13 protein-coding genes and 1 pseudogene are annotated in these 13,289 nt (G+C 60.9%); 3 read left to right on the plus strand and 11 right to left on the minus strand.

Annotated features, from left to right (window positions below):
* Window positions 1-37 precede the first annotated feature (37 nt).
* From MJP36_RS15580 to MJP36_RS15595, 5 genes and pseudogenes are all read right to left on the minus strand, one after another.
* Window positions 38-1,330, minus strand: a complete 1,293-nt coding sequence (locus tag MJP36_RS15580) for a PQQ-dependent sugar dehydrogenase (RefSeq protein ID WP_244383380.1) — start codon at window positions 1,328-1,330, stop codon at window positions 38-40.
* Window positions 1,327-1,740, minus strand: a complete 414-nt coding sequence (locus MJP36_RS15585; RefSeq protein ID WP_244383381.1) for a DUF2231 domain-containing protein — start codon at window positions 1,738-1,740, stop codon at window positions 1,327-1,329. Before MJP36_RS15585 ends, MJP36_RS15580 begins: the two co-directional genes overlap by 4 nt.
* A gap of 123 nt (window positions 1,741-1,863) precedes the next feature.
* Window positions 1,864-2,631, minus strand: a complete 768-nt coding sequence (locus MJP36_RS28110) for a methyl-accepting chemotaxis protein (protein WP_425226344.1) — start codon at window positions 2,629-2,631, stop codon at window positions 1,864-1,866.
* A gap of 135 nt (window positions 2,632-2,766) precedes the next feature.
* Window positions 2,767-3,816 (minus strand): annotated as a pseudogene (locus MJP36_RS28115) (cache domain-containing protein); the annotation flags it as partial.
* 213 nt (window positions 3,817-4,029) lie between these two features.
* Window positions 4,030-4,590 (minus strand): cysteine hydrolase family protein, encoded by a 561-nt coding sequence (locus MJP36_RS15595; RefSeq protein ID WP_244383383.1) that lies wholly within the window; start codon window positions 4,588-4,590, stop codon window positions 4,030-4,032.
* 123 nt (window positions 4,591-4,713) lie between these two features.
* On the opposite strand from MJP36_RS15595, the gene MJP36_RS15600 reads away from it, so the two are divergent.
* Window positions 4,714-5,226, plus strand: coding sequence for a GNAT family N-acetyltransferase (locus MJP36_RS15600; RefSeq protein WP_090370768.1), 513 nt, complete (start codon window positions 4,714-4,716; stop codon window positions 5,224-5,226).
* Here the strand turns inward: MJP36_RS15600 and MJP36_RS15605 are convergent.
* Window positions 5,213-5,845, minus strand: coding sequence for a TetR/AcrR family transcriptional regulator (locus tag MJP36_RS15605; RefSeq protein ID WP_060752688.1), 633 nt, complete (start codon window positions 5,843-5,845; stop codon window positions 5,213-5,215). The two genes, MJP36_RS15600 and MJP36_RS15605, sit on opposite strands and share 14 nt — an antisense overlap.
* Window positions 5,846-5,956: 111 nt before the next feature.
* Between MJP36_RS15605 and MJP36_RS15610 the strand changes: the two genes are divergently transcribed.
* Window positions 5,957-6,613, plus strand: coding sequence for an O-methyltransferase (locus tag MJP36_RS15610; protein WP_244383384.1), 657 nt, complete (start codon window positions 5,957-5,959; stop codon window positions 6,611-6,613).
* Window positions 6,614-6,787: 174 nt separating this feature from the next.
* Window positions 6,788-8,986 carry an OsmC domain/YcaO domain-containing protein gene (locus MJP36_RS15615; protein WP_244383385.1) on the plus strand — a complete coding sequence of 733 codons (2,199 nt, stop codon included), beginning with the start codon at window positions 6,788-6,790 and terminating at the stop codon, window positions 8,984-8,986.
* Window positions 8,987-9,139: 153 nt separating this feature from the next.
* Here MJP36_RS15615 and MJP36_RS15620 read toward each other — a convergent pair whose 3' ends face one another.
* The 5 genes from MJP36_RS15620 to MJP36_RS15640 are packed head-to-tail and all read right to left on the minus strand — an operon-like array spanning window position 9,140 to window position 13,214.
* Window positions 9,140-10,306: a cystathionine gamma-synthase gene (locus MJP36_RS15620; protein WP_244383386.1), complete on the minus strand. Its 1,167-nt coding sequence runs from the start codon at window positions 10,304-10,306 to the stop codon at window positions 9,140-9,142.
* Entirely contained in the window at window positions 10,303-11,679 is a 1,377-nt protein-coding gene (locus MJP36_RS15625) for a pyridoxal-phosphate dependent enzyme (RefSeq protein WP_244383387.1), read from the minus strand. Before MJP36_RS15625 ends, MJP36_RS15620 begins: the two co-directional genes overlap by 4 nt.
* A 32-nt stretch (window positions 11,680-11,711) precedes the next feature.
* Window positions 11,712-12,194 (minus strand): VOC family protein, encoded by a 483-nt coding sequence (locus MJP36_RS15630; RefSeq protein WP_244383388.1) that lies wholly within the window; start codon window positions 12,192-12,194, stop codon window positions 11,712-11,714.
* A gap of 52 nt (window positions 12,195-12,246) precedes the next feature.
* Window positions 12,247-12,633, minus strand: coding sequence for an ester cyclase (locus MJP36_RS15635; protein WP_244383389.1), 387 nt, complete (start codon window positions 12,631-12,633; stop codon window positions 12,247-12,249).
* A complete protein-coding gene (locus tag MJP36_RS15640; RefSeq protein WP_244383390.1) occupies window positions 12,630-13,214 on the minus strand; it encodes an ATP-binding protein in 585 nt (194 codons plus the stop codon). The genes MJP36_RS15635 and MJP36_RS15640 overlap by 4 nt, the downstream gene beginning before the upstream one ends.
* Between the last annotated feature and the right edge of the window lie 75 nt (window positions 13,215-13,289).

Below are 13,289 nucleotides of genomic sequence, written 5' to 3' on the forward strand. Positions count from 1 at the left end.
ATATGGTTGCCTCGGGCAAGCATGTCAAACCCTTTGCCTACGGATTGCGCGTCACCCGCCAAACGGTGTTGGCCAAGTCATCGGCGATGATCAGCGCACCTTTCGCGTCCACCGTCACGCCCACCGGGCGCCCCCGGGTCTTGCCGTCGTCGCCGCGAAAACCGGTGGCGAAGTCAACGGGTTCGCCGGATGGCTTGCCGTTGCTGAACGGCACGAAGATCACCTTGTAGCCCACCGGGTTGTCGCGGTTCCAACTGCCGTGTTCGCCGACGAACACGCCGTCGGCGAACTTCTCACCCATTGCGGGGATGGAGAAATCCACACCCAACGCTGCAACGTGGGAGCCCAGGCTGTAATCGGGTTTGACCGCCGCTGCCACTTTCGCCGGGTTCTGCGGCTGTGCGCGGCTGTCGACGTTCTGGCCCCAGTAGCTGTAGGGCCACCCGTAGAAGGCACCCTCGCGCACCGAAGTCAGGTAATCCGGCACCAGGTCGGGGCCGAGTTCATCGCGCTCGTTGACCACTGTCCACAGTTGGCCGGTGCCCGGCTGCACCTTCAGCGCCGTCGGGTTGCGCAGGCCGGTGGCATAGGGTTTGTGCGCGCCGGTGGCGGCATCGATCTGCCAGACCATCGCCCGGTCGATCTCCACTTCCATGCCACGCTCGGTAATGTTGCTGTTGGAGCCGATGCCCACGTAGAGCTGGCGCCCGTCGGCGCTCACGGCCAGGGACTTGGTCCAGTGGTGGTTGATCTGCGCCGGCAGGTCAGTGACTTTGACGGGGGGCGCGCTGGCTTTGGTCTGGCCATCGGTGTAGTCAAAGCGCACCAGCGCGTCCTGGTTGGCCACGTAGAGTTTGCCGTCGGCGAAGGCCAGGCCATAGGGGGCGTTGAGATTGTCGGCAAACACGGTTTTCAGCTCATAAGTGCCGTCACCATCGGTATCGCGCAACAGGGTCAGGCGGTTGCCGCCTTTGACCTGGGTATTGCCCTGGGCCTTGATCACACTGGCAATCACGTCTTTGGGCTTGAGCTTGGCCGCGCTGCCGCCACGGCCTTCGGCGACCAGAATGTCGCCGTTGGGCAGGACCAGGGTTTGACGCGGGATGGCCAGGCCGGTGGCGATGGCGGTGACACTGTAGCCTTCGGGCACTTTGGGTTTTTGCGCACCCCAGGGCGTGGGTTCGGCAATTTTCATGCTCGGCAACAGGCTGCTTTGCTGCTCCGGCAGCTTGGGGTCAGGGCCGTGAGGTTGCGGTCTGTCGGCTTCGCCGCCACAAGCACTGAGCAACAGCGCTGCGCTTAACAGGGTCAGGGTGTGGGCAGTCTTCATTGGGCATCTCCCGAGCGCAGGCCGGTCCAGGTGGCGGCCAGCGTCAGCAGCGTCACGATTACCGACAGGACCAGCCCGGCAGGCATGGCGGCGTAGGCGTCTTTGGCGTGCTGGAACGCGTTGATCAGGCCCAGCACCCAGGTTGCCACGAGCAATAGCACGTAGACGGTCGGTTGCCCGGCTTTGTGTTCGGCACGCAGCAGGTTGACCAACGCGCACAACAGCGCAAGACCACAAAACACCAGCGCGCCGGCGATCAGCCATGAGGCGAAGTTGGCCCACTGAATCTGGTAGGTCTGGGTGTAGGCGATATCACTGAGCAGGGCACCCAGAAACAACGGCACGGTACCGGCGAGCAGCGTCGTGTGCAGCGGTCCGGGGGCGTAGCGATAGGCGGGTAGGGTGGTCATGGGATGGCGGCTCCTTGTTATACAACGCCCCTGGAATCGGGGCAGCGCATAGGAAAGGAGCCCTGCGTTTGTCAGATAGTTCAGTGTATTTCGTATCGAAAGAATGACGGCACAGTGCCCGCGCTAGGACTTGAAGCGCCCGACCAGCCCGTTCAGTTCTGCAGACAGGTTCGACAACCGCCCCGAATCATCCTGCGCCGAGTGGGCCAGGGTCTCGACTAAACGTGCCTCGTCATAGATCTGCTGGATATGCCGGTTGATCTCCTCCGCCACGCTGTGTTGCTCTTCGGCGGCGGCGGAAATCTGCAGGTTCTGGTCGCGGATCTCATTGACCGACAACTGAATGCCTTCAAAGCTGTCGCGCGCGCTCTCGATGGACGACACACTGGCCCGGGACAGGTCCAGGCAACTGCTCATCTTCTGCGTGACTTCCTCGGTCTTGCTGCCGAGGGTACCGAGCAGGCTTTCTATCTCGCCGGTGGAGTCGGACGTGCGCTTGGCCAGCGCGCGCACTTCATCCGCCACCACCGCAAACCCCCGGCCTTGATCACCGGCCCGGGCGGCTTCGATGGCGGCGTTGAGAGCCAGCAGGTTGGTCTGTTCGGCAATGGCGCGGATGGTACCGAGTATCTGGTTGATGCTGCGGCTGCCGGCTTCGAGTTCGACCATCGCCTGGGACGACTCGGTCAAGCGCCGACCCAGGCGGTTGACGTTATCGGTGGTCACCTCGATCTGCTGCTTGCCTTCGGCCACCCGGCGATGGCCATTCTCGGCGGATTCCGCCGCGCTACTGCATGAACGCGCGACTTCGTTGGCCGTGGCAACCATTTCGTTGAACGCCGTGGACACCAACTCCACGGCTTCACGCTGGCGCCCGGCCGCTTCGTTCATGTTGTGCGCCACTTCGCTGTTGACCTTGGACGCGTCGTGCAAGTTGGTCGAGGCCGCACCGATATGCTGGATCAGTTGCCGGATCGCGGCGAGAAACTTGTTGAACCAGCCGGCCAGCTCGGCGGTTTCATCCTTGCCCTGCACCTGCAACTCATGGCGCAGGTCACCTTCGCCCTGGGCGATCGACTGCAAGCCGGTGCTGACCTGGCCAATCGGCTTGACGATCACCTTGGAAAACGCCGCGGCAATCAGCCCGAAGATCAGCACCAGCACCGCCACGATCACGGCGGTCAGGTAGGTCATGCGCGTGGCGGCTGCCATGACTTCGTTGTATTCGATCAACCCCACATAACGCCAGCCGAGGCCCGGGGAGGTCCAGACGTTGGCCATGTAACGCACGCCGTCGATCACCACCTCGGTGGAGCCCTGGGGCGTATCGGCCAGCTGCGCATAAGGGGCACCGAGGTCCTTGAGCGGCTTGAAGTTGTGCGCCGCATTGCGTGGGTCGACCAGCACCACGCCGTCCTCGATCAGCATCACATAGCCGCTTTCACCCAGCTTGATGCTCTTGAGCAATTCGGTGAGGTTCTTCAGCGACACACTGACCACGAACACTCCCTTGGGCTTGCCGGTGTTATCCAGCAACGCCCGTGCGGTGCCCACCAGGGCGACGTCATCTTTGTCGTAATAGTAAGCCGGGGTGCGCACGGTCTTGCCGGGGCTGGCCATCGCCGCCTTGTACCAGGGGCGAGCGCGCGGATCGTATTTGGCCAGTTGCGGGTCATCCGGCCATTTGGCGTAAGTGCCGTCTTCCAGGCCGATGGACAGGATTGCCGCCGAGGGATGCGTCGAACCGAAACGCGCAAACTGCTCAATCACCTGCTGGGCCTGCGCCGGCATCGGCTGGCTGGGGGCATTGGCGGACTGGTAGTCTTTCAGAGTGTTCACGGAAGTGTATACAGGATCGGCGGCCATTTGATCGACGTTCTGCACCGTGCCATCGAAGAACTGCCGAATGTTGCCGTCGATCTGGCGGATCTCACGGGTGCTGCCATCAATGAACTGCTCGACCGCCTGAGTGCGCGTATTCATCACGGAGATCACTGCAACCAGGCTCACCGGGATAAAAGCGACGGATACGAAAGCAAGCACCAGCTTATTTTTTATTTTCATCGGGACGACCATCAGCGGGGAGGGCGGCCAAATCACCCTTCCCCAAACTGCGGGCGGGCGATTTGATATCACTGTCTGTTTCGGCTCGATGTGGATAAAGCTTTAGCGGTATTTTGTGTACAACAAGGAATAATTTTGTTCTGAAAAATCGGCTCGATAAGCGCTGTGCAAAGCAGCGATGCGCCGATGCACCGATGCACTTGCGTCCGACTCCGAACGACTTTGTCAGCAGCGAGCCAATAACTGAGTCGTCTCGGCGATCCTGGCGTAATCCATTGCCAGGTTACTCAGCGACAGAGCATGCACGTCCTCGGCCGGCCAGAGGTGGCCGCGCAAGTCGGTTTGATCAAAGGTGTAGCAAGCATCCTCGACGACGATGACATCGAAGCCCAGGTTACCGCCGGATCGCGCGGTGGCTTCGACAGAGTTGTTGGTAATTACGCCAGCGATCACCAATTGCTGGATCGAGCGCATGTGCAGCCAACGCTCCAGGCCGGTTGCAGTGAAGGCATCGGGTACGTTTTTTTCCACGACATGCTCATGCTGGAGCGGCGCCAGCGCGGCCTGGAATTCGCAGCCCGGCTGGCCGGGCCAGAACACCGAGCCAGGGGTGCGGGAAATATGCCGGACATGCACGACGGGGCGCCGGGACTGCCGCCACGCGCTGAGCAGGTGCTGTAGGTGCAATTCGGCGTGCGGATTATTGCGTCGACCAAGTTTGGCGTCGTTCATGCCCTGTTGCATGTCGATGATCATCAATGCTGCGTTTGTCGCTAACGGTTCCATGGCACATCCCTTCGCAGGAGAGGAGCAAAACATATCAGCGATTGCGCGAATGCAGACAGGGATTTGTTCGAAAGCACCCGGCATTGTCTTTACACTGCGATCGCCATCCCGAGTTGAGATCCTATGCCTGCCCACATCCGCTTCGCGCATCGAGAGGACGCGCCTTTGTTACCCGCCATTGAGCGGTCTGCTGCCCAGGTGTTCCGTGAGATCGACGGGTTGGGCGGGTTGGCGGACAGCGCCACCCTGACGGTCGAGCGCCATCAGCAACTGATCGCTTTATCGACCTGTTGGGTGGTGGTCGATGCCAACGATCAGCTTCAAGGCTTCCTCAGCGCAGAACCTCAGGATGGCGTTTTACATATCCATGAGATGTCAGTTGCGCAAGCCGTCCAGGGCCAGGGCTGGGGGCGCAAGCTGCTGGAGACCGCCAAGGACTATGCCCAATCAAATGCATTGCGTGCGGTGACGCTGACGACGTTCAAGCACGTGCCGTGGAACGCTCCGTTCTACACACGGCTGGGGTTCAAACCCGAAACGGACCCGCGTCTGGCGCAAATACTGGCGGATGAATATGCCCACGGGTTTGAGCCTGGTAGCCGCTGCGCGATGTCGTGGAGCATCAGCCTTGGTTGAGCGTATTCACATAAGCGTGAAACATATCCGCCATGCCATCCGCGTAAACCGCAATCTCTGCCGGCGTACGCGGGCTGCCTGAAAAGTCCTTGCCCACCGAACTGAGGGTGGTGAGGATCAGGTCGCACGCCAGGGCGCGGGATTCGTCGCGTACCTCGGGCAGCAGTTCCAGCATGAAACGCTGGAACGCCTGGCGACCTGCCGCGCGCACTTGCACGGCTTCAGGCGCATCCCGATACAGTGGCGCTGCGTCGTGCAGAGCCCCACGCATCTGCGCTTCCTCGCATTCGGAGTGGATGAAGGCATGCACCAGGGTCCGTAGACGCGTCAACGGTGGCTCGTCGGCAGCGTCGAGGATGTCACACAGCATTTGCGTGGTCTGTTGCCACTCATCACTTTGCAGTCGAAACAGAATCGACGCCTTGTTGGGAAAGTACTGATACACCGAGCCCACACTCACACCGGCCTTTTCCGCCACCCGCGCGGTGGTGAAACGGGTGGCACCTTCTTTGGCCAAAACCTGAGTAGCGGCCTGCAGGATAGCCGCCACCAGTTCGGTGGAACGGGCCTGTTGCGGTTGCTTGCGCGAGGAAATACGCGGGGTCTGGCGGGTGGTCATGGAGAGCTCCGGCTGCTGGGCCAATGCGAATAGCGAAGACGATGAATCACTCGCATACTTTTAATGCGACGAATTAGTCGCATCCTAGCCCCAACCTGACGGAAAGCAACCATGACGACCCTGACCACCGCGCCATTGGCGCCGCTGATCGAACGCCTCTACACCCAAGCCAGTGCGGCCACCAGCCCGATCATCGACAGCGTTCCCCGCGAGGAGCGCGACCGCCTGATGCACAGTAAAACCGAATACCTGGCGCTCTACACAATGCTCAAGGACCTGTGGCTGCCGGTCTCCCGCGACACCGGCAACCTGCTTTACATGCTCGCCCGCAGCAGCCGGGCACGGGCCATCGTCGAGTTCGGCACCTCGTTCGGCCTGTCCACGCTGTTCCTGGCTGCCGCCTTGCGCGACAACGGCGGCGGAGTGCTGGTCGGCAGCGAATTCGAAGCGTCGAAGATCGCCCTGGCACGCGAGCATTTCATCGAAGGCGGGGTGAGCGACCTGATCGAAATCCGTGAAGGCGATGCCCTGGTTACCCTGGCCACGGGGCTGCCGGAAACCGTCGACCTGTTGCTGCTCGATGGCGCCAAGTCGTTGTATGGCGATGTGCTGGGCCTGGTGGAAAAACACCTGCGGCCCGGTGCCCTGGTGGTGGCCGACAACACTGACTATTGCCCGGAGTACCTGGCGCATGTGCGTTCGGCGGATAACGGTTACCTGTCCGTGCCCTTTGCCGATGACATCGAACTGTCGATCCGCCTGCGCTAACAATAAGCGCTGGCTGAACGCCAGCCGCACGGCACGAAGATCATCCCGGTGGTGGGGTCCATCCACCGGCTTGACCCACCGATCAGCAGTTGATCGGCAAAACCCTGAAACTTCCCGGCGAAAATCCTCATAATAGCGGCCATTTTGTTTAGCTCGTTATTCTGGTGTGCCCGCATGGAAATTAAGGTCAACTTTCTCGACAACCTTCGGCTTGAAGCCAAGTTCGATGACTTCACGGTGATTGCCGATCAGCCGATCCGCTACAAAGGCGACGGTTCGGCACCGGGGCCATTCGATTACTTCCTGGCTTCGTCAGCGTTGTGCGCGGCGTACTTCGTCAAGCTTTATTGCCAGACGCGCAATATTCCGACTGAGAATATTCGCCTGTCGCAGAACAATATTGTCGACCCGGAAAACCGCTACAACCAGATCTTCAAGATCCAGGTCGAGTTGCCGGCGGATATTTCCGACAAGGACCGCCAGGGCATCCTGCGTTCCATCGACCGTTGCACCGTGAAAAAAGTCGTACAGGCCGGCCCTGAATTCGTCATCGAAGAAGTGGACAACCTCGATGCCGATGCCCAGGCGTTGCTGATGCCCAACTCCACTTCCTCGACCGGCACCTACATTGCCGGCAAGGACCTGCCGCTGGAACAGACCATTGCCAACATGTCCGGCATTCTGGCCGGCCTGGGCATGAAGATTGAAATCGCTTCGTGGCGCAATATCGTGCCTAACGTGTGGTCGTTGCATATCCGCGATGCGCATTCGCCGATGTGCTTCACCAACGGCAAGGGTGCGACCAAAGAGGGCGCCTTGGCATCGGCGTTGGGCGAGTTCATCGAGCGGCTCAACTGCAACTTCTTCTACAACGATCAGTTCTGGGGTGAGGAACTGGCCAACGCACCCTTCGTGCATTACCCGGATGAGCGCTGGTTCCAGCCGGGCCCCAAGGATGAGCTGCCGCCGGAAATCCTCGACGCCTACTGCCTGAAGATCTACAACCGCGATGGCGAGCTGCGCGGTTCGCACCTGTTCGACACCAATTCGGGGAATGAAGAACGCGGCATTGTTTCGCTGCCCTTCGTACGCCAGTCCGACGGTGAAGTGGTGTACTTTCCGTCCAACTTGATCGAAAACCTCTACCTCAGCAATGGCATGAGCGCGGGAAACACCTTGGCTGAAGCGCAGGTTCAGTGCCTGTCGGAAATCTTCGAGCGGGCGGTGAAGCGCGAAATCATTGAAGGCGAATTTGCGTTGCCAGACGTGCCTGCCGAGGTACTGGCCAAATACCCGAGCATTCTGGCGGGTATTCAAGGCCTGGAAGCCCAAGGCTTCCCGGTATTGGTCAAGGACGCGTCCTTGGGCGGTGAATTCCCAGTGATGTGTGTGACCTTGATGAACCCCCGCACCGGTGGCGTATTCGCCTCGTTCGGCGCGCACCCCAGCCTGGAAGTGGCGCTGGAACGCAGCCTGACCGAACTGCTGCAGGGCCGTAGCTTCGAGGGCTTGAACGACCTGCCGCAGCCAACGTTCGAAGGCCACGCAGTGACCGAGCCGAACAACTTCGTCGAGCACTTCATCGATTCCAGTGGCGTGGTTTCGTGGCGCTTCTTCAGTGCTCAGTCGGATTATGAATTCGTCGAGTGGGACTTCTCGGGCCATGGCGAAGACTCCAACGCCCAGGAAGCCGCGACCCTGTTCGGGATTCTCGAAGGCATGGGCAAAGAGTCCTATATGGCGGTGTACGAACACCTCGGTGCCACCGCGTGCCGCATCCTGGTGCCGGACTACTCGGAAATCTACCCGGTGGACGACCTGATCTGGGACAACACCAACAAGGCGCTGTTTTTCCGCGAGGACATCCTCAACCTGCACCGTCTCAGCGATGACGAGCTGAAGGCCCTGGCCGAGCGCCTGGTGGAAAGCGAACTGGATGACTACACCGACATCACCACCTTGATCGGCATCGAGTTCGACGACAACACCGCGTGGGGGCAACTGACCATCCTGGAGTTGAAGCTGCTGATTTATCTCGCCTTGCAGCAATATGAAGAGGCGAAAGAGTGCGTGGAGATGTTCTTGCAGTACAACGACAACACTGTCGACCGCGGGCTGTTTTACCAGGCGGTGAATGCGGTGCTGGAGATGCATCTGGATGAAGATCTGGAACTGGAGGACTACGAGGCCAACTTCCGCCGGATGTTCGGTAATGAGCGTATGGACGCAGTGATTGGCTCGGTCAACGGCACGCTACGGTTCTACGGCTTGACGCCGACCAGCATGAAGCTGGAAGGCTTGGACCGGCATCTGCGCTTGATCGACAGCTACAAGAAACTGCACGCGGCGCGGGCCAACATCACCTCAGCCTGACGCCTTTGTAGTGAGCGGGCTTGCCCCGCGCTGGGGGGCGAAGCCGCCCCAAATCCAGGCGCCTCGGTCTTCCTGAAAAACTGCGGCGTCCTTGTTGGGGCGGCTTGCCCCCCAGCGCGGGGCAAGCCCGCTCACTACAGCCACTAGGTGTGTTTAGATGTATGACAGGGCACGGTCCAGATCTGCGCGTAGATCTTCCACCTCTTCGACCCCCACCGACAACCTTACCAACCCATCGCCAATCCCCAGCTGCGCCCGCGTAGCGGCCGGGATGCTCGCGTGGGTCATGATTGCCGGGTGTTCGATCAGGCTTTCCACGCCGCCCAGGCTTTCCGCCAGGGCGAAGATCCTGACGTTTTCCAGGAAGCGTGTGGCGCCGGCCAGGTTGCTGTTCAAGTCGACTGAAATCATCCCGCCAAACCCGTGCATCTGCCGGCGGGCCAGCTCGTGCTGTGGATGAGACGCCAGCCCTGGGTAATACACCCGTGACACTTGCGGCTGTTGTTCCAGCCAGGTGGCCAGTTCCAGGGCGTTGCTGCAATGGCGTTCCATGCGCAGCGCCAGGGTTTTCACGCCGCGCAGGGTCAGGAAGGCATCGAACGGGCCGGCGATGGCGCCGACCGAGTTCTGCAGGAAGCCCAGGCGCTGCGCCAATTCCGGATTGTGACCCACAACGGCGATGCCACCGATCACGTCGGAATGGCCGTTGAGGTACTTGGTGGTGGAGTGCACCACAATGTCGAAACCCAGCTCCAGCGGGCGCTGAATCCATGGGCTGGCGAAGGTGTTATCGGCCACGCAGATAATCCCGCGATCCCGGCAGATACGCGCGATTGCACTGAGGTCGGTGAGGCTCAGCAGCGGGTTGCTCGGCGTTTCGACCCAGACCATGCGCGTGTTCGCCTGCAACGCCGCCTCAAAAGCCGCGACATTGCTCAAGTCGACATAGCTGAAGGTGTGCCCGGCACTGCGCTGGCGCACTTTGTCGAACAGGCGAAAGGTGCCACCGTACAAATCGTTGCCGGAGACGATATGCGCGCCGGCATCGAGCAGTTCCAGCACAGTGGAGATCGCCGCCAACCCCGAGGCGAAGGCAAACGCCTGGCTGCCGCCTTCCAGATCGGCGACGCAGCGTTCCAGGGCAAAACGCGTGGGGTTATGGGAGCGTCCGTAATCGAACCCCTGGTGCACGCCGGGGCTGCTCTGCCGGTACGTGGAGTTGGCGTAGATCGGCGGCATCAACGCGCCCGTGGTCGGGTCCGGGGATTGCCCGGCATGGATCACGCGGGTAGCGAAAGCGCTTTTATCGGACTGACTCATGCAAGGGATCTCCGTAGGTGATTGAGCAGGTCGACGCGGGTAATCAAGCCGTGGAAGCCTGAGGCGTCGGCGATGATGGCGACCAGGCCGCGATCCAGCTCCGCCTGCAACTCAACCAGGCTGGCACTTGGCGGCAAGGTGCGCAGGGTGTTGGTCATGGCGCTGTCAACGATCATGGTGAACTCCGCGGCGTCATGATGTAGCCCCAGTAAAATATCGGACTCGTCGATCACCCCGACTAGTCGCTCGCCATCCACCAGCACCGGCAGTTGCGAGACATCGGCCAGGCGCATGCGCTGGAAGGCGGTGAGCAAGGTGTCATCGGGGCTGACGCTGATAACCCGGCCATCTTCGAAGCGTCGGGCGATCAGGTCGCGCAAGTCGCCGTAGTGCTTGTAGTGCAATAGGCCGGCGTCCTGCATCCATTGGTCGTTATAGACTTTCGACAGATAGCGCGTGCCGGTGTCGCACACGAACGTGACCACGCGCTTGGGCACAGTCTGCTCGCGACAATAGCGCAAGGCGGCGGCGAGTAGGGTGCCGGTCGAGGACCCGCCGAGAATCCCTTCGGCCTTGAGCAGTTGACGGGCGTGGTCGAAGCTCTCTTCGTCATTGATGGAATAGGCGTGACGCACGCTGGAAAGATCGGCAATCGACGGGACAAAGTCTTCCCCGATGCCTTCCACGGCCCAGGAACCGGGGGTTTCCAACTGGCCGCTGCGGCTGTATTCGGCCATCACCGAGCCCACCGGGTCGGCCAGCACCATTTCCAGCTGGGGCTGCACGCGTTGGAAGAAACGGGTCAGGCCGGTGAGGGTACCGGCCGAGCCGACACCCACCACGATCGCGTCGACATCGTGCTGGGTCTGTGCCCAGATCTCCGGCGCGGTGCTGGTTTCGTGGGCCATGGGGTTGGCGGGGTTGTTGAACTGGTCGGCGAAAAACGAGCCGGGAATGTCGTTGGCCAGGCGTGCGGCCACGTCCTGGTAGTACTCGGGGTGGCCCTTGCCGACGTCGGAGCGGGTGATATGCACTTCGGCCCCCATGGCCTTGAGGTGCAGCACCTTTTCGGTGGACATCTTGTCGGGCACCACCAGCACCACGCGGTAGCCCTTGGCCCGGCCCACCAGCGCCAGGCCCAGGCCGGTGTTGCCGGCGGTGGCTTCGACGATGGTGCCTCCGGGGCGCAGGCGGCCGTCACGCTCGGCGGCGTCGATCATGGCCAGGCCGATGCGATCCTTGATCGAGCCGCCGGGGTTCTGCGATTCCAGTTTGAGAAATAGCGTGCAGAGGCCAGTGTCAAAGCGGCTGACCCGGACCAACGGTGTGTTGCCGATCAGCTCGAGTACGGCGGGGCGGGGTTGTACGGGCATGGGGTCACCTGGGGGCTGAAGGGGCCTAGGGGTCAACGTCCGGCTACGGCAGCCTCGATGGCGGCGACGTCGATCTTGGTCATGCTCATCATGGCGTCAAAGGCGCGCTTGGCGATGGCCGGGTCGGGATGGCTGATCGCTGCGCTCAACACACGCGGGGTGATCTGCCAAGACACGCCCCACTTGTCCTTGCACCAGCCACAGGCGCTGGCCTGGCCACCGTTATCGATAATGGCGTGCCAATAACGGTCGGTTTCAGCCTGGTCGTCCGTCGCTACCTGGAACGAAAACGCTTCAGTCTGCGGGAACACCGGGCCGCCATTGAGGCCCAGGCAGGCAACGCCCATTACCGTGAATTCGACGGTCAACACGTCGCCTTGCTTGCCCGAAGGGTAGTCGCACGGCGCAAGGTGCACGGCGTCGACGCGGCTGTCGGGAAAGGTGGCGGCATAGAAGGTCGCCGCCTCCTGGGCGGTGCCGCTGTACCAGAGGCATAGGGTATTTTTATGCTTCATCTCAACGCTCCACAGGGTTGATGGGTGCGTGGAGTTTAGACGACGCCAGCCATCACAGCTGTCGTTCGACCGCCGCCTTGTCGATCACTGACCAGACGTGCGCAAATCTGCCGTTGTCGACTTCGTAAAATACGTTTTCATCAAAGACCACCCGCTTGCCGTTGATCGGCAATCCGAAAAACTCCCCACGAGGGTGGACGTTGAAGTTAAGCCGGCTGGCAATCCTGGGCGGGTCGACCACCAGCAGTTGGATGCGAAACACCAGGTCGGGAATTTCGCGAAAGTCGCGCTCCAGCATGGCGCGATAACCCGCGAGCCCCACGACGGTGGCGTTGTAGGTGACGTCAGGCGCAACGAAATCACCCAGGTGCGCCCAATCCTGGCGGTTGAGGCAGTCGATGTAGCCGTTGTAGAGATCGGTGAGTTCGGTTTTGGTCATCGAATGTTTCCTCTCAAAGGGGGCTTTCCTGTTGCGGGCCAGGACGCTACTTGAGACAACGCATGAATGACATCCGCCGCCATCTTTTCAGCACTGCTCAACCCATCGACTCTGACAATCGGAACGGTTTGCTTCGACAACCACCGTTCGTGCCGCGCCCTGTTGCGCCCGGAAAAGGTCGGGTCGTCGTACCGCGAAGCCCATTCCTTGAAGGCCACATGGATCTCATGCATGTCGCCACCTGGCTCGAGTCTATCGCCATAGCGCTGTTTTTCACGTGCGGCCAGGCGTTCAAGGCGAACGGAGGTTGGCGTTGCAACAAACACAATCAGGTCGGCGTTTTTGATTAGTGCATCTCCCCACTCCGCACAAGAACCAGTGAGTATCCAATTGTCATCACCGAAGCGTTGCTGAATCAGCGCCACGCGCTCCTCGGGCGCACGTTTGGTTGTAAACGGTGGGTTAGTGGGTAGCCAATAAAAGTCATCGACATCGAAGTGACGAAGACTGAGTGAAGAGGCGAGGGCATGACCCAGTGTTGTCACGCCTGCACATGACGCGCCTGTGATGTGGATCCGCACTTTTCCCTCCGTATAACGTTGTTTATGAGGTCAGCACGAAGCGTTTGGACGTTTATGTTCGGGCCTCCAGCGCGC

Source organism: Pseudomonas palleroniana, assembly GCF_022836895.1.
Taxonomy (GTDB): domain Bacteria; phylum Pseudomonadota; class Gammaproteobacteria; order Pseudomonadales; family Pseudomonadaceae; genus Aquipseudomonas; species Aquipseudomonas palleroniana.